Source organism: Erwinia sp. GW821-FHT03D09, from assembly GCF_059420805.1.
In genome coordinates this window covers 204,479-230,017 of sequence record NZ_JBWKUK010000003.1, presented here as the reverse complement: position 1 = coordinate 230,017, position 25,539 = coordinate 204,479, and the positions used below count along the sequence as shown (strand labels likewise).

At 52.0% G+C, this 25,539-nt stretch carries 22 protein-coding genes and 1 pseudogene; 11 read left to right on the top strand and 12 right to left on the bottom strand.

The window, feature by feature from the left end:
- Positions 1-35: 35 nt before the first annotated feature.
- The 4 genes from AC07U6_RS04265 to AC07U6_RS04250 form a co-directional block, all read right to left on the bottom strand.
- Positions 36-1,031, bottom strand: coding sequence for a glycosyltransferase family 4 protein (locus tag AC07U6_RS04265; protein WP_494763127.1), 996 nt, complete (start codon positions 1,029-1,031; stop codon positions 36-38).
- Positions 1,032-1,166: 135 nt separating this feature from the next.
- The gene (locus AC07U6_RS04260) at positions 1,167-3,335 is read right to left on the bottom strand and encodes a polysaccharide biosynthesis tyrosine autokinase (RefSeq protein WP_494763128.1); all 2,169 of its coding nucleotides are present in this window, start codon (positions 3,333-3,335) and stop codon (positions 1,167-1,169) included.
- A gap of 17 nt (positions 3,336-3,352) precedes the next feature.
- Positions 3,353-3,787, bottom strand: coding sequence for an arsenate reductase/protein-tyrosine-phosphatase family protein (locus tag AC07U6_RS04255; protein WP_494763129.1), 435 nt, complete (start codon positions 3,785-3,787; stop codon positions 3,353-3,355).
- 2 nt (positions 3,788-3,789) lie between these two features.
- Positions 3,790-4,926 (bottom strand): polysaccharide export protein, encoded by a 1,137-nt coding sequence (locus AC07U6_RS04250; protein ID WP_200545963.1) that lies wholly within the window; start codon positions 4,924-4,926, stop codon positions 3,790-3,792.
- 1,702 nt (positions 4,927-6,628) lie between these two features.
- Here AC07U6_RS04250 and AC07U6_RS04245 point away from each other — a divergent pair.
- The 4 genes from AC07U6_RS04245 to AC07U6_RS04230 all read left to right on the top strand — a co-directional run bounded on the left by AC07U6_RS04245 (position 6,629) and on the right by AC07U6_RS04230 (position 8,161).
- Entirely contained in the window at positions 6,629-7,036 is a 408-nt protein-coding gene (locus tag AC07U6_RS04245; protein ID WP_494763130.1) for a GNAT family N-acetyltransferase, read from the top strand.
- Between the two features lie 222 nt (positions 7,037-7,258).
- Positions 7,259-7,522 (top strand): trimeric intracellular cation channel family protein, encoded by a 264-nt coding sequence (locus AC07U6_RS04240; RefSeq protein WP_494763131.1) that lies wholly within the window; start codon positions 7,259-7,261, stop codon positions 7,520-7,522.
- A gap of 96 nt (positions 7,523-7,618) precedes the next feature.
- Positions 7,619-7,789, top strand: coding sequence for a TRIC cation channel family protein (locus AC07U6_RS04235; protein ID WP_494764519.1), 171 nt, complete (start codon positions 7,619-7,621; stop codon positions 7,787-7,789).
- Positions 7,790-7,912: 123 nt separating this feature from the next.
- Positions 7,913-8,161: a hypothetical protein gene (locus AC07U6_RS04230; protein WP_494763132.1), complete on the top strand. Its 249-nt coding sequence runs from the start codon at positions 7,913-7,915 to the stop codon at positions 8,159-8,161.
- Between the two features lie 40 nt (positions 8,162-8,201).
- Here AC07U6_RS04230 and apbC read toward each other — a convergent pair whose 3' ends face one another.
- The gene (apbC, locus tag AC07U6_RS04225) at positions 8,202-9,302 is read right to left on the bottom strand and encodes an iron-sulfur cluster carrier protein ApbC (protein WP_494763133.1); all 1,101 of its coding nucleotides are present in this window, start codon (positions 9,300-9,302) and stop codon (positions 8,202-8,204) included.
- A 183-nt stretch (positions 9,303-9,485) separates the two neighbouring features.
- Between apbC and metG the strand changes: the two genes are divergently transcribed.
- From metG to AC07U6_RS04190, 7 genes and pseudogenes are all read left to right on the top strand, one after another.
- Positions 9,486-11,519 (top strand): methionine--tRNA ligase, encoded by a 2,034-nt coding sequence (gene metG / locus AC07U6_RS04220; protein ID WP_494763134.1) that lies wholly within the window; start codon positions 9,486-9,488, stop codon positions 11,517-11,519.
- A 124-nt stretch (positions 11,520-11,643) separates the two neighbouring features.
- Complete coding sequence (locus AC07U6_RS04215; protein ID WP_494763135.1) at positions 11,644-12,039, top strand: CidA/LrgA family protein; 396 nt, start codon at positions 11,644-11,646, stop codon at positions 12,037-12,039.
- Positions 12,032-12,724, top strand: a complete 693-nt coding sequence (locus AC07U6_RS04210; protein ID WP_494763136.1) for a CidB/LrgB family autolysis modulator — start codon at positions 12,032-12,034, stop codon at positions 12,722-12,724. Before AC07U6_RS04215 ends, AC07U6_RS04210 begins: the two co-directional genes overlap by 8 nt.
- 127 nt (positions 12,725-12,851) lie before the next feature.
- A complete protein-coding gene (gene cdd, locus AC07U6_RS04205) occupies positions 12,852-13,742 on the top strand; it encodes a cytidine deaminase (RefSeq protein WP_494763137.1) in 891 nt (296 codons plus the stop codon).
- Positions 13,743-13,869: 127 nt separating this feature from the next.
- Complete coding sequence (locus tag AC07U6_RS04200) at positions 13,870-15,567, top strand: NAD-dependent malic enzyme (protein WP_494763138.1); 1,698 nt, start codon at positions 13,870-13,872, stop codon at positions 15,565-15,567.
- Positions 15,568-15,705: 138 nt separating this feature from the next.
- Positions 15,706-16,422 (top strand): outer membrane permeability protein SanA, encoded by a 717-nt coding sequence (gene sanA / locus AC07U6_RS04195; RefSeq protein ID WP_105591356.1) that lies wholly within the window; start codon positions 15,706-15,708, stop codon positions 16,420-16,422.
- Between the two features lie 11 nt (positions 16,423-16,433).
- Positions 16,434-17,069 (top strand): annotated as a pseudogene (locus AC07U6_RS04190) (DMT family transporter).
- A gap of 130 nt (positions 17,070-17,199) precedes the next feature.
- On the opposite strand, the gene mglC reads toward AC07U6_RS04190, so the two are convergent.
- The 7 genes from mglC to AC07U6_RS04155 all read right to left on the bottom strand — a co-directional run bounded on the left by mglC (position 17,200) and on the right by AC07U6_RS04155 (position 25,511).
- Positions 17,200-18,210 carry a galactose/methyl galactoside ABC transporter permease MglC gene (gene mglC, locus AC07U6_RS04185; protein WP_494763139.1) on the bottom strand — a complete coding sequence of 337 codons (1,011 nt, stop codon included), beginning with the start codon at positions 18,208-18,210 and terminating at the stop codon, positions 17,200-17,202.
- A gap of 19 nt (positions 18,211-18,229) precedes the next feature.
- Positions 18,230-19,750: a galactose/methyl galactoside ABC transporter ATP-binding protein MglA gene (gene mglA, locus AC07U6_RS04180; RefSeq protein ID WP_494763140.1), complete on the bottom strand. Its 1,521-nt coding sequence runs from the start codon at positions 19,748-19,750 to the stop codon at positions 18,230-18,232.
- 73 nt (positions 19,751-19,823) lie between these two features.
- Positions 19,824-20,819, bottom strand: coding sequence for a galactose/glucose ABC transporter substrate-binding protein MglB (mglB, locus tag AC07U6_RS04175; RefSeq protein WP_494763141.1), 996 nt, complete (start codon positions 20,817-20,819; stop codon positions 19,824-19,826).
- A 304-nt stretch (positions 20,820-21,123) separates the two neighbouring features.
- Entirely contained in the window at positions 21,124-22,164 is a 1,041-nt protein-coding gene (gene galS / locus AC07U6_RS04170) for an HTH-type transcriptional regulator GalS (RefSeq protein WP_494763142.1), read from the bottom strand.
- A gap of 136 nt (positions 22,165-22,300) precedes the next feature.
- Entirely contained in the window at positions 22,301-23,479 is a 1,179-nt protein-coding gene (yeiB, locus tag AC07U6_RS04165; protein ID WP_494763143.1) for a DUF418 domain-containing protein YeiB, read from the bottom strand.
- Between the two features lie 104 nt (positions 23,480-23,583).
- Entirely contained in the window at positions 23,584-24,249 is a 666-nt protein-coding gene (gene folE / locus AC07U6_RS04160) for a GTP cyclohydrolase I FolE (protein WP_314420644.1), read from the bottom strand.
- Positions 24,250-24,374: 125 nt separating this feature from the next.
- The gene (locus tag AC07U6_RS04155; protein ID WP_494763144.1) at positions 24,375-25,511 is read right to left on the bottom strand and encodes a YbfB/YjiJ family MFS transporter; all 1,137 of its coding nucleotides are present in this window, start codon (positions 25,509-25,511) and stop codon (positions 24,375-24,377) included.
- Positions 25,512-25,539: the final 28 nt, after the last annotated feature.

Genomic DNA, 25,539 nt, shown 5'->3' with positions numbered 1-25,539 from the left:
GTATTAAATTACTTATATATTCTATTATAACTTATTTAACACATCAGTTTTTTTAGATAGGTATCAACATGCCTGGCAGTTACATCCCAATTGAATCTTCTACTATTTATTATACCATTCACTACTAATGAATCTCTCAAAGAGATATTATTACAAATTTCAGATATACCTTTTGCTATTTCATCAGTACTATTGGGATCAACCAAACAAGCAGCATCTCCAGCAATCTCCTCTAGCGAAGAGCCGTATGATGTTACAACTGGTACTCCACTCGCCTGAGCCTCTGCAACTGGCAATCCGAATCCTTCATAAAAAGAAACAAATACAACACCTAAAGCTGAACGGTATAATTTAGGTAAATACTCTTCATCCAAATAGCCAGTAAATACTACTCTTTCTTGAAGATCAAGTTCAGCTATTTTATTTTTAATGAAACCATCGGGATTCCCAGTAAAAACAATTTTTATTGCAGGATCAATTTTAGCTTTTTTAAATCCTAGCAAAGTTCCTAATTCGTTTTTATGTCCTTTCCTATTACTAACACAGAGAAGATATTTAAAACCCAAATCCACCCTTTCACCATTAGGGAAAAATAATGGAGATACACCATTACCGACATTTATCACTTTGTCGGCATCAACACCCGACCATTCTACAATACGAGTTTTAGAGAAGTCAGAAACTGTGAAAATATAACCAGCTCGAGAGCATCCTTTTTTTATAACTGTATTGTAAAATATTTTTTTCGAGATACTTGAGTTTTCCTTCCTATCCAAATGATTTAAATCATGTATCGTGAAAACAAATGGAACTTTGGAGTATAATGGAGGTATATATCCAGGAAAAAAAACAACACCATCATTAATTTTCATTAATGCTTTTGTGGAATTCCAACAATCAATTGGATTAAATGGCTGCCCGACTATATTAATTTTCTTATATTCATTAATACGATTTATATTATTATAAAACGTGCCTATTCCACCGGCTCCATCCCAACGAGGATCAATATATATTTTTCCTAAGTTCACTTCAAATCCCTATATTAGATTAATAATATCTTAGCCAAAAATTAATTAAATATCGCACTATAGTAAACCAGAATAGAAATCTATTATTCAAATGTAATCAACTGGCCCTGATTTTTAGGGCCAGTTAGAAAATTACTACTTATCTTCTTTATCAGAGTAAGAGTAACCATAATAATTATAACCATAGCCATAATGACTACTGGCTTTTCTCACAACACCATTAAGAATGCATCCTTTTACATTCACGCCACTTTGTTCAAATCTTTTGACACTAAATTCGATCTCTTTAACTGTATTTTCTTCAAAACGGGCGACCAGCAAGCTTGTACCAGCATAGCCACCTATAATTGCGGCATCAGTTACGGCCAAGATTGGAGGTGTATCAATGATGACAATATCATAGTGCTCTTGGCCCCATTTTAATAAATTCTCGAAACGTGGATGCATCAGCAATTCAGCAGGATTCGGGGGAGCAGTTCCTCGGCCAATGTAGTCAAATCCAGCATCTTTTACTTTTTCAATTACCGTTTCGGCCGCAATTTGTCCCGACAAAATCTCGGAGAGTCCTTTATCTTGTTGTCCTCCCAACATCTTATGGACATAGCCTTTGCGCAAGTCAGCATCAATGAATAATATTTTTTTTCCGGTCAAAGCAAGTGTTGCCGCCAAGTTGCTACTTATGAATGTTTTCCCTGCATTAGGGCTTGCTCCTGAAATCATGAGCACATTATTTTTAGCTTCCATCATTGCAAAATGAAGACTAGTGCGCAGGCTTCGTATAGCTTCAATTGCCAAGTCAGTTGGATTCTCCAATGCTAACAATATTTCCGATTTATTTTTGCGCAATTGATTTGATTTTCTATTATTCTTTGCGAGCCATTCAGAGATCGGCACACTAGCATAAACATTAATCCCGATTTCTTGCAGTTGTTCTGGTGACTCAATGCCGCGACGGAGAAATACTCGTAATAAAACCAGACCAATCGAAATAAACAAACCTAAAATTAAACCGATTGCGACCACCAATATCTTCCTTGGTTTCACCGGTTTAGTCTCAGTGACTGCATCATCGATGATTCTAACATTACCAATTGCACTGGACTTCGCAATACTTAGTTCCTGTTGTCGATTCAGCAATTGTAGATATACTGTACGACCGGATTCAACATCTCTACTCAAACGCAGAACTTCTTGCTGCGTTGATGGCATCCCGCTAACTCGTTTATTGAGTTTGGATTTTTCGTCCTGGAGAATATGTCTTTTTTCCATCAATGCTTTGTAGGTTGGGTGTTCTACAGTATATAACTGCGATATTTCTGCTTCACGAAAAGTCAATTCATTAAGTTGATTATCAACATTAACAATCTGATCGAGAACTGATTTAGCTTCCATGTTAAGATCAACAGAATCTTTCTGTTTACGATAAGCATTTAACTTATCTTCAGCTATATCAAGATCGCTACGAACTTTTGGTAATTGCTCATTCAAAAACTCTAAGCTCTTAGCATCTTGGGCTGCCTGGCGATCGATATTTTGTGCCAAATAATTTTGAGTAATACTATCTAGAATGCGAGAAATCAGCTCTGGATTTTCACCTGTCAACGTTAAACTCAACATTCCAGAATCCTTTCCTTGATCTGAAACGTTAAAGATTTTTTGAAGATCACTAATTGCTTTGATTCGGGTTAGTTGTTTAATTGTAAATTTGTCACCGGGTTTAGCATCGATAGAATTAACTAACAGAGAAATACCATTTTCAGCAACTAAAGTCCCCACTGTACCATCAATACTAAAAGTTGCGCCCTCAACTGAGTAGTGTTTATCGTCTTTTACCGTAAGAGTTATTGTATTATTATCAGTATCATCATCCACATTAGGCTGATACAGACGACTAATCGTAATGCTTCCTGATTTGTCTCCCATAAGTTGAGCGATTCTACGGCCAAAAAGTGGAAAATACTTTTGTTTTACCTGTATTTGTAAATTTAGATCATCAACTGTTTTACCAAGTACCATACGAGATTGCAGTAAAGCAATTTCTGGCGCAGACTGAGGTTGACTATTTGGCAGCATTTGGCTCAAGCTGCTCAAGATTGCATTCCCCTGTTTTTGCTCTACTTGGACTAATGCGTCAGCTTGATATATAGGAGTTGCTAATAAAGCATAAAGTACCGCTAATACTGCAAAACCAGTAGTAACGGCGATGATTAATTTTCTATGATCTATTAATTCACCAATCAAGCGACCCAAATCAATCTCATTGATATCCTGCGAAGCCGATGTTTTTTTCGTGACTGAAGTCATGCCTTATTCCCTGAAAATTATCCACCTAACTTGGCAATCCAATGTTGGCTGGCCAAATCAATTAACTGATAAACTGAATCAAACGCCTCTTCGCTTTTGCGATATGGGTCTGGGATCTCTTTACCCCCAAGCCAGTGGCCAAACAACATTGTTTTACCTCGCACTTCTGGCGCAATCCTACTTACCTGCTCCAAATGGCTATTATCCATTACAAGCACCAAACTATATTGACTTCCTAGACTAGAAGTAAACTGTCTTCCTTTATGACCTTCAAGAGAAAGACCATATTTCTCTGCAATTTTAACGGCAGAAGCATCTGCTGTATGGTTAACTAATGCACCTACTCCAGCAGAGTCAATTTTTTTATCAGGAAAAACTCTTCGCAACATTCTCTCTCCTATTGGAGATCGACATATGTTTCCAGTGCAAACAACAAGAATAGAATCAAACATAATTAATTCCAGTTACGAATATAGCGAACGTTTTCTGTCATATCATGTACGCCAGTGATGGTCGGAACCAGCTGGGAAATTACACGATTCCAACGAACGATCGGTGCGGTAGTAACGTAAACAATATCGTAAGGCTGCAGCTGGAACTCAGTCCCCAGCACCATGGCCGACGCGTCTTTGGCATTCAGCTGATAGATATTGGCAATCTTACCGTTTTTATCACCCTTCAGCTGACGCACCACGAAGACACCCTGAGCATCGCCCATCGCCTGCGAAATTCCTTCGGAATTTCCCAGCGCCTCGGCCAGCGTCATACCGCTGCGGTCCATTTTCAGGGTTGACTGTTTGCCCACTTCACCCATTACGAACACTTTCAGATCGTCATTGCGCGGCACGTAAAGAATATCGCCAGGGAACAGCATCTTGTTCTGGGTCAGGTCACCCTTCTGCATCAGCGCATACAGGGAAAGTTTTGATTCCTGACCGTTGTGGGTCAGCACCACGTTGCGCCAGTCGGCATCCGGGGCAAGGCCACCAGCGGCATTGATTGCATCCATCACCGTTAACGGGATATTGGTAATCGCCTGCTGGCCAGATTTAATCACTTCACCGGTCACGTAGGCTTTCTGCGAACGGAACGCCGCAATACTCACGTCAACCTGTGGGCTTTCAATATAAGTCGTCAGGCGGTTGCTGATTTCCTGACGAATCTGCGCCAGAGTTTTGCCGGCAACCTGCACTTTACCTATATAAGGATAGAAGATGGTGCCGTCGGCGTTAACCCAGTTACCGGTGTCGCTGGCGCTGCGGTACTGGCCTGCCGGGGTGGTCAGTTCCGGGTGATCCCACACGGTCACCATCAGCACGTCGCCCACGCCGATGCGGTATTCATAGTTGCTCAGTAAAGCATCAAGCTGAGGATTAGGGCGAGAGATAACCGGTGCAGGACGTAACTGATCGATCAGATTTGGCGTCATCGGGAACACGTTAACCATTTTGCTAACGTCAAAATCGCTATCCTGGGACTTAATCACATCCTTATCAGAAGTGCTCAAACCCTGGCCAGGTATCACGGTACAACCACTTAATAACCCAATTGCTGCTGCAACCACCGAAAGTTTCAAATATTTCTTCGTCATAAGTTCATATCATCAATGAATAAGAGAGTTATCTGCCAGTATTCGTTTTGGGTGAAATCACTAACAGTCGTCATTTTTATCTGCTGCATTCAGCAGTAATAAATAGCCTGAGCTTTGAAGGTGAATGCTCTATCGGGTCTCTTTACCAACCATAGCCAAAACGTTATGAAAGGTTACCGTGATTCTGGGAGCCCATCCTGCTATCACATCGCGACCGCAACCACAGTCACGAAAGGGGTGTATTGCTTCGGGTAGAGTTCTACCGGCTAAAAGTGGAACAGGCGGCGCTGCTGTTGCTCTCATATGCTTAGATTTCCCCCTATGCATCCCCCCAGGATGCTGTGTTACGTGTGCGCACTCTAAAAAGCGTGTTATCGATGCTGATAATTCCGGCCTTGCAGAAGCATCAAAACGTGCTGTTTTAACCTGCACAATACTACTTCAGGCCTGCTAATGAGGCCACTTATAACCATAATTTTTCGCTAAAAATTATCTTTGGTTTCGAGCTGCAAGAGCAATAACTCTGAAAACATCTCAGACAGGCCGTTAATATTTCACGTACTACGTTTTTTGCGGTCAGGAATGAAGTCATTCCCGGATTAAAGCGAGGAGTTTAATTAAACTTTTGTAGGGTAAAACGCGCTGGATTATCCTTAATCCTTACATGAGATTAGCCATTTTTCTGAGATGTAAAATGTACAGCACTGAAGCAACCGAAAACAAAAATCTTTACCATCAGACAGATACAGAAATTTTACGGCTATATCAGTCCTTTAGCTGGCAACGAAGCGAATTCAGATTCCAAAAAAAGAAATATAGCAAGTGTTAACAGCTGGAATAAATCTGAATATTTTTTGCGCGTTTTCTGATTATCAACTATAAATTTTCAGGTATACAAGAATTAGATGATACTATGATTAAATTTGTTGTAGCGGTGTAAAAACGAGTGAGCAGTTTGATTAAAAAATATCACTCGTCCAGGCAAGGCAGGCTACCGCCCCTGGCTCAACAGCTACCAGTGCACTGTGCTACTCGGCGATAATCATTAACCACATTCAATGCCCGGTCAGGTCAGGTCGCGATCGGATAAACCCTCCGAACGCGTTCAAGACTGGTGTGGTTGTACTAGTGAATTTGAATTATTCTAAGGTAAATATCTGTCAATTGGGAGTCCTATATACTGATTCAGGCGTTTTCCAGACAGCTCTGAGTGGTCGGAAATTTATGGTATAAACCCTAATACGCATCAGGAAACAAATTACAACAAATTGATTTTTAAGTAATTTTATTTTTATAGATATATTAATACCCGAAAAAGGAATTATTAGCAGAAAAAATAATAGGAATTTTCTCATTAGACCTAATCTCGTAAAACGTACACCCCAGCGCATATAAATTAATCAGCCAGGGTTATTTTTCGCGATATTTAACTGCTTTATCGTAGTATTTAAATTCAAAGCTTCGTCATCCGGGTCCATCCTCACTTCAATCCCACCTTCAGAACCCTATTAAACAGATTAATATATGGCATTTACTGCATCTAAGGCGGATACAATACTGGTAGAAACGAAATTTTCAGCATCTACATCAACTTACTCCCGGCACCCTGCTAGCCGTTGTTTTCCCAGAGTATTCTCCACCGATTTTGCTATACACTCTGCCGATTGCCATCCGGCGCGTTCATTTCAGGAGTCAGTAGATTATGATTATCCGTCCCTACACTGAGGCCGATCGTCCTTTCCTGCGCGCGCTGTTTCTGGCTGCTCGCAGGCAAAGCTGGACCTGGCTGGACGATAGCGACTGGCGTTTAGAGGATTTTGACCGTGCAACACCAGGCGAACGTATACTGGTGGCGGAACTGGATGGTCATCGAGTGGGTTTTGCCGCAGTTCTGGAGCAGGATAACTCCCTGCACAGCCTGTTTGTAGACCCGGAGTGGCAGGGAAGCGGTGCGGGAAGCGCGCTTTTACAGGCGGTACAACGTTCGTTTACTTCGACCGGTGCGTTAAAGTGTCTGGCTGAGAATCTGCAGGCGCAAAGCTTCTATAAGAAACATGGATGGCGAACCGTGGCGCAGGGCGAGTATCTTTTAATGCACTTTGTGCTTTAACTGTTGATACCGCAACTTATGACACAGGAATGGCATAATGTTCCACGCATCATTTTACCACTCATCAATCCCCGGCTTATCACTCCATACTGGTTAGATTCATTCTGATACCAGCGGCAGCGGCGAGAATGGAAGCAACGATCGTTGCCGTAATGACCTGGTTTTAGTATTGGCACGGCCACGTTCATCCGTGGCTTTTGATGCAGACAAAGGATGTGTGGCATGCTGAATATTTTTCACACTGTCGATCTGATTGGGACTTTTGCTTTTGCGCTGAGCGGGGTTACCGCTGGGGTAAAAGAGGACTTCGATATTTTTGGCGTATGCGTACTGACTGCTGTCACTGCCGTAGGAGGCGGCGCCATGCACGATCTCTGCATCTCCACGCTGCCCCCGGCCGGTCTGATCAGCCTCAACTATCTGCTGGCGATCGTGGTGGCCATGATCTGCGTGGCGTTTTTTCAGCGTCTTAATTCTGTCATTTGAACGCGCCACGCTGTTTTTTGGTGCGCTGGGGCTGGGATTTTTTGCCGCGTTTGGTGCCAATAAACGTGGCTACACACGCAAAATGTTGAGCTTTCCATACTTTTCGGCTGCGTCAGCGCCGTGGGTGGAGGGTGTTTGCGTGACCTGATGATCGGTAAGCCGCCAACTATCTTCAGCCAGGATATCTACGCCAGCACAGCGTTAATCGGTGCAGCAATAGAAATAGGCGATTCGGCCGGGTATGTCCCGCATATCTATAGCACCTGAGCGGCGATTATCATCTGCACACTGCTGCGACTGCTGGAGCTGAAATATAAAATCGGCTTGCCGTCCATAAAGCATAACGGAGTATAATATCTCTTTCGTAACAAGATCACGCCAGTACAGACAATGACCAGCAGACCCCTTCACGAACAGACCGGCATCAGTAAAAATGCCTATAGAATGCTGCAGTATTTGCAGCGTATCGCCCGTGGCGACCGGAATTTTATCATGCAGGATACTCTGCTCAATCATCGCTGCAACGTGTCCCCCGACAACGATTTCACGTTGATCCTTGAGCTGTTTGACGCCGGAAAAATCGACTTTGATTACTCGATGGTGGACGGTTTCCAGCAGCGGCACGTGCGCCTGGCGTAACGGGCGGGATGATGCTACCCGCCCGTTAACGGCGCTCTGTTTAAACCGCGCGGAAGGAAATATCTTCCGGAATCACCTCACCCTGCCAGTAAAGACGTGCAGCAACGCTACCTGCCAGCTGGCGATAGAGCGTGGTGAATTCACTGTCCGGCCTGCGCACCACCGTCGGTTCGCCGTCGTCGAGGTCTTCCCGCAGGCTGATATGCAGCGGAAGCTGGCCAAGTAATCGGGTGTGATACTGCTCCGCCAGACGCTCTGCCCCACCGGTGCCGAAGATAGGTTCATGGTGACCGCACTGGCTGCAGATATGAATGCTCATGTTCTCAACGATACCCAGCACCGGCACGTCAACCTTTTCGAACATCACTATCCCTTTACGGGCATCAATCAGCGCAATGTCCTGAGGCGTGGTGACCACCACCGCCCCGGTCACCGGCACGTTTTGCGCCAGCGTCAGCTGAATGTCACCGGTTCCCGGCGGCATATCCAGCACCAGGTAGTCCAGATCCGGCCACAGCGTTTCGTTCAGCAGCTGCATCAGCGCTTTGCTGGCCATCGGTCCGCGCCACACCATGGCATTATCGTCGGTCACCAGATAGCCGATAGAGTTTGTCGCCAGTCCGTGCGCGATAATCGGTGCCATATGTTTGCCGTCCGGCGAGCTGGGGCGCTGCGCTGCGGTGCCCAGCATATCCGGGATCGACGGACCGTAGATATCCGCATCCAGCAGGCCCACCCTCGCGCCTTCGGCGGCCAGCGCCAGCGCCAGGTTAACCGCTGTGGTGGACTTCCCTACCCCGCCCTTGCCGGAGCTGACGGCGATGATGTTTTTCACACCGTTCACCCCGGGGCGGTTTTTCACCCGCTGCAGGGTGGCGACATTAAGCGACAGCCGCCAGCTGATGGCTGAGGCACCGCTGAGGCGCAGCAGTTCGGCGCTAACGGTGGATTTCAGCGTTTCAAATGCGCTCTGCCACGCAAAAGGCAGAGTCAGTTCAATATGCAGGGTGTTATCTATTAATGCGCAGTGTCGAAGCGCCTTCAGCACGGTGAGATTGTGCTGCAGGGTTGGATGCTCAAAGGTGGCCAGCACCCCCATGACGATAGCGCGCAGCGCCTCGGGCTTCGCTTGTGACGTCATCCCGGCTCCTTGTTCTGATCTGTGATAAAGAAAGTAATATAATGCTAATCATATCAGATCCCGCCCTGCCCCGGTGAACCCACGCCGTAAAAATCCCCCAGTGGATGAACCCCTTGTTTACGCAGGGACTGGCTTTCGGTTACCATCTAAACCCCTTTTTCAACAGGTAAAGCAAGTCTCACTATGACTCAAGTCGCGAAAAAAATTATGGTAACGTGCGCCCTGCCGTACGCCAACGGTTCCATTCATCTCGGACACATGCTCGAGCATATCCAGGCAGATATTTGGGTCCGTTACCAGCGAATGCGCGGCAACCAGGTTTACTTCATCTGCGCCGATGACGCACACGGTACGCCGATTATGCTGAAAGCCCAGCAGCTGGGTATCGCGCCGGAGCAGATGATTGCCGAAATGAGTCAGGAACATCAGACCGACTTTGCCGGTTTCGATATCAGCTACGACAACTATCACTCAACGCACAGCGAAGAGAACCGCGAGCTGTCCGAGCTGATCTACACGCGCCTGAAAGAGAACGGTTTTATCAAAAACCGGACCATTTCCCAGCTTTACGATCCGGAAAAGGGCATGTTCCTGCCGGATCGCTTTGTTAAAGGCACCTGCCCGAAATGTAAGGCACCGGATCAGTATGGGGACAACTGCGAAGTGTGCAGCGCCACCTACAGCCCAACCGAGCTGATCGATCCGAAGTCGGTGGTTTCCGGCGCTACGCCGGTGCTGCGCGATTCCGAGCACTTCTTCTTCGATCTGCCGGAGTTCAGCGCCATGCTGCAGGCCTGGACCCGTTCCGGCGCGCTGCAGGAGCAGGTTGCCAATAAAATGCAGGAGTGGTTCGAGTCGGGTCTGCAGCAGTGGGATATCTCCCGCGATGCACCTTACTTCGGCTTTGAAATTCCTGACGCGCCGGGCAAATATTTCTATGTCTGGCTGGATGCGCCTATCGGCTACATGGGTGCGTTTAAGAACCTGTGCGATAAACGCGGCGATATTGACTTCGATGCGTTCTGGAAGACCGACTCCGACGCGGATCTCTACCACTTTATCGGTAAAGACATCGTTTATTTCCATAGCCTGTTCTGGCCGGCGATGCTGGAAGGCAGCAACTTCCGTAAGCCGACCAACCTGTTCGTGCACGGCTATGTGACGGTCAACGGCGCGAAGATGTCCAAATCGCGCGGCACCTTTATTAAAGCCAGCACCTGGCTGCAGCATCTGGATTCGGACAGCCTGCGCTACTACTACGCAGCGAAACTCTCTTCCCGCATCGACGATATCGACCTGAATCTGGAAGATTACGTCCAGCGCGTGAATGCGGATATCGTTAATAAAGTGGTTAACCTGGCGTCACGCAACGCTGGCTTTATCAATAAGCGTTTTGGTGGCCAGCTGTCTGCGGAACTGGCGGACCCGGCGCTGTATAAAACCTTTACCGATGCGTCAGAAAGCATTGGCGAAGCCTGGGCCAGCCGCGAATTTGGCCGTGCGATCCGTGAGATTATGGCACTGGCCGACGTGGCTAACCGCTACGTTGATGAACAGGCTCCGTGGGTAGTGGCGAAGCAGGAAGGCCGCGATGCCGATCTGCAGGCGATCTGTTCCATGGGGATTAACCTGTTCCGCGTACTGATGACCTGGCTGAAGCCGGTACTGCCGCAGCTGAGCGATCGCGTGGAAGCGTTCCTTAATCAGGAACTGAGCTGGGAAGGCATCCACCAGCCGCTGCTGAGCCACAATATCGCCGCTTTCAAGGCGCTGTATAACCGCGTTGAAATGGATAAAGTTAACGGCCTGATTGAAGCCTCGAAAGAGGAAGCCGCTGCTGCCGCGAAACCGGCCGTAACCGGTCCACTGGCCGATGACCCGATTCAGGACACCATCACCTTTGACGACTTCGCCAAAGTGGATATGCGTATTGCGCTGATCCAGAATGCGGAATTCGTTGACGGCTCCGACAAGCTGCTGCGCCTGTCGCTGGATCTGGGTGGTGAAAGCCGCCAGGTGTTCTCCGGCATTCGTGCAGCCTATCCGGACCCGGCGGTGCTGGTCGGTCGTCTGACGGTGATGGTGGCAAACCTCGCTCCGCGTAAAATGCGCTTCGGCGTTTCCGAAGGGATGGTGATGGCCGCAGGCCCTGGCGGTAAGGATATCTTCCTGCTCAGCCCGGACAGCGGCGCGCAGCCTGGTCAACAGGTGAAGTAAGCCGTTCTTAACAGGGGCGAGCGGGTAACTGTTCGCCCCTTTGTTATTTCTGTGCTTGCCCGCCCGGGTAGCGCATCAAGTCATTTAATCGTATGATTAACGTTCTGAAATTCAGGAGGTTATCATGCGCCGCGCCCCGCTGATTCTGTGGCAGTTTATCCGCGCTTTTTTCATTATCTACCTCTGCCTGTATGTGGGTATCGGCATTTCCAGCCTGCTTCCCGTCACCATTCCCGGCAGTATTATCGGCATGCTGGTGCTGTTCGCCCTGCTGGCTACGCAAATCCTTCCCGTTGAGTGGGTCAGGCCCGGCTGTAGCCTGTTTATTCGCTATATGGCGCTGCTGTTCGTGCCGATTAGCGTCGGCGTGATGAATGACATGGATATTCTCACCGCACAGTTTGGCCCTATTGTGGTTTCCTGCCTGGTCAGCACGCTGATTGTGCTGGTGACCGTTGGCGTTCTTTCACAGCGTATGCACCGCCAGCCGCTGGCTCCGCAGGGAGAACGTGATGAGTGATATGTGGTGGTCCATTCCGTTAACGGTCGTGGTGTTTCTGGCGGCGCGTCAGCTTGCCGCTCGGGTCAAAATCTCCATTGTGAATCCCCTGCTGATCGCCATGGCGGTGATCATTCCGCTGCTGCTGCTGTTGCAGATCCCCTACACCCGCTATTTCCAGGGTAGCGCCATCCTTAACGGCCTGCTGCAGCCCGCCGTGGTCGCCCTTGCGCTGCCGCTGTATCAGCAGATGCATCAGATCCGCGCCCGCTGGAAGTCGATTATCAGCGTCTGCTTTATCGGCAGTATCACCGCGATGGTCTCCGGGACTGCAATTGCCCTGTGGCTCGGTGCCACGCCCGAGATCGCCGCGACCCTGTTGCCGAAATCAGTCACCACGCCGATCGCCATGGCGGTGTCCGGTTCACTGGGCGGAATACCGGCGATCAGCGCAATCTGCGTGCTGATGGCCGGGGTACTCGGCGCGGTATTTGGCCATATGCTGCTGAACCTGTTGCAGGTTCGTGCCGCCTCCGCTCGTGGGCTGGCGATTGGCAACGCCTCGCACGCTATTGGTACCGCCCGTGCGGTAGAGATGGATGCGCAGGAAGGGGCGTTCAGTTCGCTGGCGCTGGTGCTGTGCGCCATTATTACCTCACTGCTGGCACCGTTTATTTTTCCCGTTCTGCTGCACTGGCTGGGGTAAAACTTGCGATAGATCTCGCATTTTGTTTATCAATTTCATTTATTACACTGACAGAGAGATGCAGATCACATATAACTGGCTACCGGCTCGTTAACATGAGCCAGCATTCAGCATAAAGAGGCCTAAAATGCATCCAAGATTCCTGGCAGCCTTCGCCACGCTTCCCGAAACATTACAGCATGCCATTCGGCCGATGATCTCTTCTGCGGATTTTTCTGCCCGCATCAGCGCCGATGAAGCGGCAACACTGAAAAAGCAGTGCGGCTATAACGACAGCGAACTGGCTTTTGCCCTGCTGCCGCTGGCCGCAGCCTGCGCACAGGCCGCACTGTCCGATTTTAAAGTGGGTGCGATTGCACGCGGTGCCAGCGGCACGCTGTGGTTTGGTGCCAATATGGAATTCAGCGGCACCACCATGCAGCAAACGGTGCATGCCGAGCAGAGCGCCGTTACCCACGCCTGGCTCCGGGGCGAACGCGCGCTTGAAGCGATCACCGTCAACTACACTCCCTGCGGCCACTGCCGCCAGTTTATGAACGAGCTGAACAGCGGTACGGCGCTGACTATCGAACTGCCGGGCCGTGCGGCGGCCACGCTTGGGGATTATCTGCCGGATGCGTTTGGTCCGCGCGATCTGGAAATTACCACCCTGCTGATGGATAACGTCGATCACGGGATGACGATCCGTGGCGATGCGCTGGAGCAGGCGGCACTGGCGGCAGCCAATGGCAGTCATGCGCCGTACAGCCAGGCATGGAGCGGCGTGGCGCTGGAAACCAGCGACGGTACGATCTTTGCCGGGCGCTATGCGGAAAACGCCGCCTTTAACCCAACTCTGCCGCCGCTTCAGGGTGCGCTGAATCTGTTAAACCTTGCCGGATATGTCCTTAGCGATATTTCCCGTGCGGTACTGGCCGAAGCCCCGGAAGCGAAGCTCAGCCAGCAGTCCGCCACCGCCGCCACCCTCAGTGCGCTGGGCTGTACCCGCTTTAGCACAATTCCTCTGATTCAATCGTAAAAATCCGCCAGTGCTTCGAGAAAGATCCCAGCTTTTGTTATTACTTTTTAACAAAAGCTGCTTTTTCAGATAATTTATTTTAGGATTGGCCCCACATCATCACGATAGCAACCAGAGTACGAATTGCATGGAACTCGAATACGAAAGTAAACGATCGCTTTATATCCCTTACGCCGGTCCGATCCTGTTGGAATTCCCCCTGCTGAACAAAGGCAGCGCCTTCTCGATTGAAGAGCGTAATGACTTTAACCTTAACGGTCTGCTGCCGGAAACGGTTGAAACCATTGAGGAACAGGCCGAACGCGCCTGGCGGCAGTTCCAGGATTTTAAAAATAATAACGATAAGCACGTCTATCTGCGTAATATCCAGGACACCAACGAAACCCTGTTCTATCGCCTGCTGGACAACCACCTCGAAGAGATGATGCCCATCATCTACACGCCAACGGTGGGTGCGGCCTGCGAGCACTTCTCTGAGATCTACCGCCGCGCACGCGGCCTGTTTATCTCCTACCCGAATCGCGCCAGCATTGAAGACATGCTGCAGAACGCCACCAAACAGAATGTAAAAGTGATCGTCGTTACCGACGGTGAGCGCATTCTCGGCCTGGGCGACCAGGGCATCGGCGGTATGGGCATTCCAATCGGTAAGCTGTCGCTTTATACCGCCTGTGGCGGCATCAGCCCGGCCTACACCCTGCCGGTGGTGCTGGACGTCGGCACCAACAACCAGCAGCTGCTGAACGATCCGCTGTATATGGGCTGGCGCCACCCGCGCATTACCGGCGAAGAGTACGATAACTTCGTCAACGAGTTTATTTCCGCAGTGAAAAGCCGCTGGCCGAACGTGCTGCTGCAGTTTGAAGACTTCGCGCAGAAAAACGCCATGCCGCTGCTTGAGCGCTATCGCAACGAAGTCTGCTGCTTTAACGATGATATCCAGGGAACGGCCGCCGTGACGCTGGGTACTCTGCTGGCCGCCAGCCGTGCAGCGGGCAGCAAGCTGAGCGAACAGAATGTGGTGTTCCTCGGTGCAGGTTCCGCCGGCTGCGGTATCGCCGAGCAAATTATCGCCCAAATGAAATCCGAAGGACTGAGCGAAGACGAAGCGCGCGCCCGCGTATTTATGGTCGATCGCTTCGGCCTGCTGACAGACAAGCTGCCAAATCTGCTCAATTTCCAGAGCAAGCTGGTACAGAAAAGCGAGCGCCTGGCAAACTGGGACAGTAGCAACGACGCCCTCTCCCTGCTGGATGTGGTTCGCAATGCGCGCCCGAGCATTATGATCGGCGTTTCCGGCCAGCCGGGGCTGTTCAGCGAAGAGATCGTACGTGAAATGCATAAACACTGCCCGCGTCCGATTATCATGCCGCTGTCTAACCCGACTTCCCGCGTGGAAGCCACTCCGCAGGATATTATGGCCTGGACCGATGGCAACGCGCTGGTCGCGACCGGAAGTCCATTTGCACCGGCGATCTGGAAGGATAAAACCTACCCGATTGCCCAGTGCAATAACTCCTATATCTTCCCGGGTATTGGCCTGGGTGTGATTGCCTCCGGTGCCAGTCGCGTGACCGACAGCATGCTGATGGCCGCCAGCCGCGCGCTGGCCGAATGCTCACCGCTGGCTAACGAAGGCTCCGGACCGGTGCTACCAGAAGTGAAGGATATCCAGGGTGTGTCAAAAGTGATTGCGATGGCCGTGGGCAAAGCCGCACAGCTGGCGGGCGTGGCGGTTGTCACCTCGGAAGACGTGCTTTCCAAAGCCATCGTCGCCAACTTCTGGCTACCGCAGTACCGTAACTATCGCCGTACCTCTATCTAAGAAGAATCTGCCGGGCGTCACACTACGCCCGGCTATTTGTGTGAAAAACCGCCATACAGCGTGCAGTAGCTTGCTTCCCCCCTCTCCCTACAGTAGCCTTGAACCACCTTTTCTTCGCAATTTCGAGCGCCGTTCAGTATGTTGAAACGCCTGGCTTATGGTCTGATTATCATCATCGTTCTGATGGTATTGACCGCGCTTGGCCTGGATCGCTGGATGAGCTGGAAAACGGCCCCCTATATTTACGACGATTTGAAATCCCTGCCCCACCGTCAGGTAGGCGTGGTGCTGGGTACCGCCAAGTATTACCGCACCGGGGTGATCAATCAGTATTACCTGTATCGTATTCAGGGCGCGATGAATGCCTATAACAGCGGCAAGGTAAACTATCTGCTGCTGAGCGGCGATAACGCCCAGCAAAGCTATAACGAACCGATGACCATGCGTCGCGACCTGATTGCCGCTGGCGTTGAGCCGTCCGATATCGTGCTGGACTACGCCGGTTTCCGTACCCTCGATTCCATCGTGCGTACCCGCAAGGTGTTCGATACCAACGATTTCATTATTATTACTCAGCGCTTCCACTGCGAGCGCGCGCTGTTTATCGCCCTGCATATGGGCATTCAGGCGCAGTGCTATGCGGTCCCCTCGCCGAAGAACATGCTTAGCGTGCGGCTACGTGAAGTGGGGGCTCGCCTTGGCGCACTGGCCGATCTGTACCTGATGAAGCGCGAGCCGCGATTCCTCGGGCCGCTGGTGCCGATCCCGGCAGTGCATGAAGTCCCTGAAGACGCGCAGAGCTACCCGGCAGTCACCCCGGAGCAGCTGCTGGAAATCCAGCAGAAAGGAAAGTAAACGCCACTCGCATTAGCCAGACATGGACCGGGAGCTGTCGAACGAATGAAGTCACCACACGCAAACGCTGGATAGCGGAACTGCTGCTGGTTTGCGTTGCCGCCGGTTGGGGAAATGGCTTCCCGGTGATGAAGCAGGCGGTCGCCCTGCATCCGGTCCTGATGGTGCCGGGTCTTCGCTTTCTGCTCTCCACGCTGGTGATGCTGCCCTTCAGCGCCAAAAGCCTGGCGGGTATCGGTGGCCGGACGTACCTTGCGGGAATTTCTCTGGGTCTGCTGCTGGGTGCAGCATTCGTCTTTCTTATCCTCGGGCTGCAAACCACCACCGCATTGAATACCGGGTTTCTGGCCGGGCTGGCGGTGGTCTGAGTCCTGCTGGTGACGGCGCTGTTTTCTACGGTGATAGCCTTCTGGGTGCAGACCCACTATCAGCGCTATACCTCACCGACACGCGCGGTGCTGATCTACAATCTTGAGCCGGTGTTCTCCGCGCTGTTCGCCGTCTGGCTGCTGTATGAAAGCCTGTCGGTCAACGTTCTGCTTGGTGGCGCACTGATTTTAACGGGGATGTGTATGACGGGGCTGATTTCTGTTCTTGCGCAGCGTCCCGGGAAGGGAAAGGTGCTGGCAGCTGGCGCCATAGACTAAGGCATTAATGGAGTCGGAGTGACGGATGTGAACCATTGCGTAACAGCCTTAATCACTGAATGACTGAATGATTTTACCCTTCGGCTTAATGTGAAAAGGGCTGTATTATGCAGCCCTTTTCCTGTGAAGATTACTTCTTACGCGCGTACTTCAGTGAATCCAGCGCCACCGCGAAGATGATAATGCCGCCCTTGATGATGTACTGCCAGTAAGGGTTGACGCCGATATAGGTCAGGCCATAGTTGATCACCGTAAAGATGATCACCCCGGTTACCACGCCCGCCACCGTACCCACGCCGCCGGCAAACGATACGCCGCCCACCACGCAGGCCGCAATCGCATCCAGCTCGTACATAAAGCCCAGGTTATTGGTGGCTGAGCCGATACGGCCCGCTTCCAGCATCCCGCCGAAGGCATAGAACACGCCGGAAAGAGCGTAGACCAGAATCAGGTTGAACGGGACGTTTACGCCAGAAACTTTCGCCGCTTCCGGGTTACCACCGATAGCAAAGATGTTTTTACCGAAGCGGGTTTTATTCCACAGTATCCACACCAGGAAGATAGCGATAATCGCGTAGAAGGTGATGTACGAAAGCTTAAAGTCACCCATGCGGATAAAGCCCTGCGCAAAGATAGAGAACTTCTCGTCAAAACCGGCCACGGGCGAGGCACCCACATAGTCGTAGTACAGCGAGTTAATGCCGTAAACGATGATCATCGTACCCAGGGTGGTGATAAACGGCGTCACCTTGAGGTAAGCGATAATAAGGCCGTTCACCAGGCCAATCAGCGCACCCACCGCGCAGACAATCAGGATCACCAGCGCAATCGGCATGGTTTCCATATGTGGAAACACCTTGTTGGCGTTATCCATCGACTGCAGCAGCGTTGCCGCCACCACTGCCGCCAGGCCAACCTGACGACCGGCAGACAGGTCGGTACCCTGGGTAACAATCAGCCCCGCCACGCCCAGTGCAATAATGATGCGCACGGAGGACTGGGTAAGAATATTACTCAGGTTCATTAAACTTAAAAACGTTGGGTCCTGGATAATGATGACTGCCAGCAGAACCAGCAGCACCACGTAAATTCCACCCTCTTTTAACCAGGTGAGCGCATTCTTCTTATTCACTGCATTCATAGTAACAGCCCTTACATCATTAAAGGTGCAACGATGCCAAACGCAATATTTCGTTTTGCGTGGTGTTTTTCGTTTCGACAATGCCTGCAACCAGGCCATTACTCATTACCAGTATCCGATCGGTGATGCCTAATAACTCCGGCATTTCCGAGGAGATAATAATGATTCCCTTATCTTTCTTCGCCAGCTCGGCAATCAGCTGATAAATTTCAAACTTCGCCCCAACGTCAATACCGCGCGTCGGTTCATCCAGCATTAATATTTCCGGCTGAGTCAGCAACCAGCGGCCAATAATCACTTTCTGCTGGTTACCGCCGGAAAGTGAACCGATGGAGGTTTTATGTCCCGGCGTTTTTACCCGCATGGAGTCAATGACCCACTGAGTATCGCTTTTCATCCGGCTGTTATCTAACAGACCAATATTATTCTTATACTTACGGATATTTGAAATCAGCGAGTTAAAGCCGATATCCAGATAGGCGTAAATACCGGTTGAACGGCGCTCTTCGGTGACCAGTGCAAAGCCGTGGTTGATGGCTTCATTGGCGCTGTTATTTTTAATCGGTTTGCCGTGCAGTTTAATCGTACCCGCTGATTTTTCGCGGATGCCGAACAGCGTCTCGACGATATCGGTGCGTTTAGCCCCCACCAGCCCGGCAATACCAAGGATTTCCCCTTTGCGCAGGTCGAAGGAAACGTCGCGAATCGACGGCTGACGCAGCGAGGTCAGATTGCGCACCTCCAGAATGGTTTCCCCCGGTACGTTGTGCTTATCCGGGAAACGCTGGTTAAGCGAACGACCGACCATCATGGAAATAATCTTATCCATATCCAGCCCTTCCAGCGACTGAGTGGCAATCCACTGGCCGTCACGCAGAATGGTGATTTCATCGCACAGCTGGAAGATTTCTTCCATTTTGTGCGAGATATAGATAATGCCGCAGCCGCGATCCTTCAGCTTACGAATAATAGTAAACAGGTGGTTGACTTCTTTTTCGGTCAGCGATGACGTTGGCTCATCCATAATAACGATTTTGGCGTTATAGGAAAAAGCCTTGGCGATTTCGATCATCTGCATCTGCGAAACGGAAAGTGACACCACCTTATCACGCGGATCGATGTCAATATCCAGCTCGTCGAAGATCGCTTTCGTATCGCGATACATTTTATCCTGATCGACGAAGAAGCCTTTTTTTGGATAGCGGCCAAGCCACATATTATCCATGACGGTACGTTGCAGAACGAGGTTCAATTCCTGATGCACCATCGACACGCCGTTTTCCAGCGCCTCTTTAGAGCTTTTGAAATTAACTTCCTCCCCCTGAAAAATAATGCTCCCCGAGTCTTTACTGTAAATACCAAACAGGCATTTTAATAAGGTCGATTTACCGGCACCATTCTCCCCCATCAAGGCGTGAATTGAATGCGGACGGACTTTTAGATTCACATTATCAAGCGCTTTAACTCCCGGGAATGACTTATTTACATTCGTCATCTCGAGCAAAAATTCGCGCTGCGTTTGCACGTTATCACTGCCCATAATTCTACCTGGCTGAAAGGGTGACCTGATTCAACGCCTGGTGCGGAGCAGGACGCTCCGCACCAGGTGATACTTATTTCGCGAACTGTGACAGATTGTCTTTATCTACCGGAACGTAAGCGACGCGAACCACTTTACCGTCCAGTTTGTAGTTGGTGCCTTCAGTGGCTGGTTTACCCGCCGCCAGGTTTTTCGCCATATCGAAGGTGGCTTTCGCCTGGTTATCCGCATCGTTCAGCACGGTACCGGCCATCGCACCGGATTTCACCAGCGCCAGCGCTTCCGGCAGAGCATCCACGCCGAACACCGGTACGGAAGACTTGTTGTGGGCCTTCAGTGCTTCAACGGCACCCATTGCCATGGCGTCGTTGTTAGCAATCACCACTTCGATTTTGTTGCCGTTCGGGCCGGAGAGCCACGCATCCATCTTATCTTTCGCCTGAGCGGTATCCCACATCGCGGTATCCAGATGCAGCTGCTGCGTTTTCAGGCCGTCTTTGTTCAGGGTGTCGATCACGTATTTGGTACGCGCTTCGGCATCCGGGTGGCCCGGCTCGCCTTTCAGCAGCACGAACTGGATCTGGCCATCTTTGTTCAGATCCCAAGCCGGATTCGCCTTCCAGTGTTTTTCAATCAGCTCGCCCTGCTTAACGCCGGACTCTTTGGAGTCGGTACCAACGTAATAAGCTTTGTCATAGCTGGCCAGCGCTTTTGCCGAAGGCTCTTTGTTAAAGAACACCACTGGAATATCGTTGGATTTTGCTTTGCTGATAATCACATCAGCCGCCGCCGGGTCAACCAGGTTGATGGCTAGCGCCTTCACGCCTTTCGCTACCATGACGTCAACCTGGTCGTTCTGGGTTGACTGGCTGTTCTGGGAGTCATTCATCAACAGCTGAACGTCTGAGCTGTTTTTGGCTTCTTTCTCAATGGCCTTACGCACCACCGACATAAAGTTGTCGTCATACTTGTAAATGGTCACGCCGATACGGGTATCAGCAGCGTGAGCAGCAGCGCCAAACATCATGCTGGCGACCAGGGCGGTGAAAGTGAAAACCTTCTTATTCATGGTATCTCCGGTTTTTTTATAGGGTAGTACTCAACGCGATGCGGGCACAGCGTGCTCGCGTGGCGATCGATTCGTGGGCGGCGAAACAGAGTTGTTGCGCGGGCCGACTATGGCTAACACCAAACCCGACGTCCGTGTGCAGAAAGGCTTCCTGAATGCTGTGTGTAAACACATTTAGCAGTGCTGATAACGACAGCGAGAAAGCCAGCCCTGTCGTTACATCATGTTTCAGCCCCTGTAAACGCTGCCATCATAGAGAAGGCCATGTTAATTAACTGTGAAATTACTCACAGATTGAAAACGGTTACACCAGCAAATCACCTGAGTTAGTGACGGCCGACACACTTTGGCGCAGCGCCACCGAGTGACGGCGCACCAGCGTCGGCATAAAGCAGTGCTGGGCGCTGTGGTCCAGCTGACCCGCTGCGCCTTTCAGCGCCAGCTCGGTGGAAAGTTTCGCCATAGAAACAATAGGATAGCGAACGGTACTCAACTGAGGATCGGTATAGCGCGAAATCGGAATATCATCAAAGCCGACGACGGAAAGCTGTAACGGCACGGCAATGCCGTTGTCTTTCAGCGCCGCCAGCGCACCGGCGGCCATGCTGTCGTTGTAGGCAAACACGGCGCTCAGCTGCAGATTGCGCCCCAGCAGCTCAACCATCGCCGCTTCTCCGCCCTGTAAATCCGGCTCGCCGCAGGCAGACCAGCTCTCGGCGGGGGTAATCCCCTGCTCGTTCATCGCCTGCATCCAGCCGTGGCGGCGCTGATCGTCATCTTCAATCGGATGCGCAGAGCCGAGATAGCCGATGCGCTGATGCCCGTGCTGTAACAGCATACGCGTCGCCATCAACGCGCCGCTGACGTTGTCCAGGCACACGCAGCGATGGGCAAATCCGGGCACGATACGGTTGATTAACACCATGCCCGGCACCTGCTGCATCAGCGACGACAGCTCGTCATCGCCTAATGCTTTTGCATGCACAATCAAGGCGTTGCAGCGCTGCCGAATCAGCACTTCAATAGCGTGGCGCTCTTTATCCGCCTGATGATAGGAGTTGTTGATTAATACGTGTTTGTGCAGTCGCTGGGCAACGGTATCCACCGCTTTCACCAGCGCACCGAAGAAGGGATCGGACACGTCCATCACCACCACGCCAATGGTATCACTGACCTGGCTGGCCAGCGCCTGCGCGTTGGCGTTGGGGCGATAGCCCAGCTGTTCAACGATTTTTAACACGACATCGCGGGTTTCACCGGTGACGGCCGCGCTATTGTTCAACACGCGGGAGACGGTTGCCACGGAGACGCCCGCCTCACGGGCCACATCACGAATGGTAATCATGACCGATTACCGCAGAAGATTAAATTTTGCATAGCCCTTCCTGACCTTGACGCGTTTCTGCCGTTTATTTTGTCAGTCAGACCGTTCCATCTTCGTGAATTGCGTCACACGCATGAAAACGGTTACATACAAACTTTTAACCTTTGTGATGCCTGTCATCTTCTGCCTGCGGCGGCAGCCCCAGCGACGTCAGCCTGCGCCACAGCCACTCCAGCGGCCCCTGGCGGAACAGCCGCAGCCAGCAGAGTGAAAACAGCAGGTTAACCAGCCAGATAGTAGGGACAATCGCCAGCAGCTGCAGGCGGCTGAACTGATTAAACAACGCGAAATGGTTGAACAACGTGGTACAGATCAGCGTCTGTAACAGATAGTTGCTTAATGCCATCCGCCCTACCGCACTGACCGCCACGGTGATAAACCGCTGCTGTAGCTGTGGCCAGTAACCGAAACAGAGCGCAGCATAGCCCAGCGCCTGCAGAGGTGCGCTGACTTCGCGCGGCACCTGTAAGAAAAAGCCCGACCAGCGAAAGCTCCAGCCGGTCATCCACTGCAGGGCAATTGACGGGATTTCAATCGCCACGCCGATCAGTACCAGCAACCAGCCGGTACGGCGATAGTGCCGCACGCTGAAGGTGCCGCGCAGCCAGCCGCTGCGCATCAGCGCCGCGCCGCACATCATCAGGCCCGCCAGCTGCCAGCCGTACTGCGCGGCCAGTGCCATCAGCGCCGATCCCAGCATATCCAGCCGGTTGCGCAACGCTTCCCAGCCGCCGTGGGTGCGCCAGAACGTTTCATACTGGATGTCGGCCGCACCGGGCAGCCACGAGCTGTTGGGATTCGGGCCCGAGGCCATTCCCAGCACCACCAGAATGGCGCTGCCGACCACATACAGCATCAGGCCAGTGTTAAACAGCTGCCGCGTGCCGGGGACATCGCGGATCATTCGCCACACCACCAGTCCCACCAGGCCGTACGCCAGCAGGATATCCCCTTCCCACAGCAGCACTCCATGCAGCAGCCCGAAGATCACCAGCCACGACAGCCGCGACTGCAGCCAGCGTTTGCCGCGCGGCAGTAGCATCTGTAATCCGGCGCCGAACAGGATGGCGAACAGGGTCAGGAATTTCGCCTGCGCCAGCAGATCCATCGCCGACCAGACCCACAGCTCCGAAGCGGCGGGCATACCGTACCAGGCGGGATTAAGGTAGGCGGCTTTCGGTAAGGCAAAGGAGGTGATATTCAAAAGCAGGATGCCGAGAATGGCGACCCCGCGGATAAAATCCAGGGTGGCAATACGGGTTACGGGTGCATTCATCCAGGTGGGCCATCTCTTCCGGTCGCCCGGGCGTGGATCGACAACGGGCAGACCGGAAAAACCGGCCTGCCCCTACAGTGCAGGATGCCGCCCCAGGCTGTCAATCAGCTGTGGCGTACCGCACGCAGGAATTCCTGCCGGGTATTCTGGCTGGACTTGAACAGCCCGCCCAGGGAGGTGGTTGTGGTGGCGCTGGTGGCATCGCGAATGCCGCGCGCCTTCACGCAGTAGTGCACTGCGTCAATGGACACCGCTACGTTCGTGGTGCCGAGCAGGGTTTGCAGCGCTACCAGAATCTGCTGCGTCAGTCGTTCCTGCACCTGCGGGCGCGAGGAGAAGAACTGCACGATGCGGTTGATCTTCGACAGGCCAATGACTTTATCTTTCGGGATATAAGCCACGGTTGCCTTACCGTCGATAATCACGAAGTGATGCTCGCAGGTGCTGGTCAGCGTGATATCACGTACCGTCACCATTTCATCAACCTTCATTTTATTTTCGATCACGGTAATTTTTGGGAAGTTGGCGTAATCCAGGCCGGAGAACACTTCATTCACGTACATTTTGGCAATTCGCTGCGGGGTTTCGCGCAGGCTGTCATCTTCCAGATCGAGGTTCAGCAGCTGCATAATTTCGGTCATATGGCCGGCAATCAGCTGTCTGCGGGTTTCGTCATCCATTTCACGCACGGGTGCGCGTAGCGGGGTTTCCAGCCCACGAGCAAGCAGTGCTTCATGAACAAGTGCGGCTTCCTGACTCAACGTCGCCATGTGATTTTCTTCTCCAGCAGGTGACCAGCCGGGCGCAACGGACCCGGCGAAATTTCTGAGGCGGTATTTTGTAATACATTCGGCGCGCGATCCAGTGAATCAATTTAATTGTCGATGAAACTGTTTCATTCAGCCGCCGCATCGCGCCGCCAGACCAGCGCGGCGGCCACCAGCAGGGCCACACCTGCCACATACAGCGCCGGCTCCAGCCGCTGGGTTAAAGCGGTGGATATCGCCGATAGCAGCGGCCCTGCCAGCTGGCCGAGGGCATAGCCGGTGGTCAGCAGACCGGCCAGGTAGCGCGTGTGCAGCGGTGCCAGTTCGCGACCGTACTGCAGTGAAAGCTGAACCACGCAGAGGAATCCGCCGCCGACCAGCACCGCGCCCAGCACCAGCCCGCCAATGCCCGGCAGCAGATCGGACGCGAATACGCCGATAGCCTGCAACACCAGCACGAACGCCAGCCGTCGGTTGCTGTGGCCATAGCGGCGGGTCAGGATGCCAGCCAGAATGCCAATCACCGCCGCCCCGCCAAACACCGGCCAGGCAAACTGCGCAAAGGCGCTGCCCGGGAAACGCGCCGCCGCCATCTGCGACAGGAAGGTGGCCGGCAGAATGTAGCCGAACCCGGCCAGGCTGTAGCTCCATGCCAGCTTTTTCAGGCCGGCGGTCAGCTTTAGCGGCTCCGGCGCGGTTTCCGGGCGGTGCAGCTGACCGCTGCGCGGCAGGTTACGGGCGATCAATAGCACCAGTACCAGCGCCATTACCCCGTAGGCCAGCCATGCCATGGCGGCACCGATCTGCCAGTGATGCAGCACCACCGCCATCATACCGCTGAGGAAAATCCCGGTGCCCGGCCCGGCAAACACGGCGGCACTGAGGCCCGGTCGTCCATAGTGGTGCAGCTGTTCATTACTCCAGGCGGCGATCAGTACCATCGCCCAGCCGCTGGCCCAACCGATAAGAAAACGCACCACGCCGTGCCACCAGGGGCCGGAAACGCAGGCGGAAAGCAGCGTCAGCGCTACCGCGCCCCAAATTCCCGACTGCAAACGCCACTCTACCCGACGGCTGGCGCGCATCGCATCATAGGACCCAAACAGATAGCCGAGGTAGTTTAAGGCCGCAACGACCGCGGCGCTGGTCAGCGTCAGCTGGCGATCGTCTATCATTAAAGGAACCTGCGGTGTAAAGGCAAAGCGCCCAATCCCCATTGCCACTACCAGCGCCAGAAACGCGCTGAATGCCACACGCACTGCCATTTTGATCTCCCGTACCCGATTTTCATTG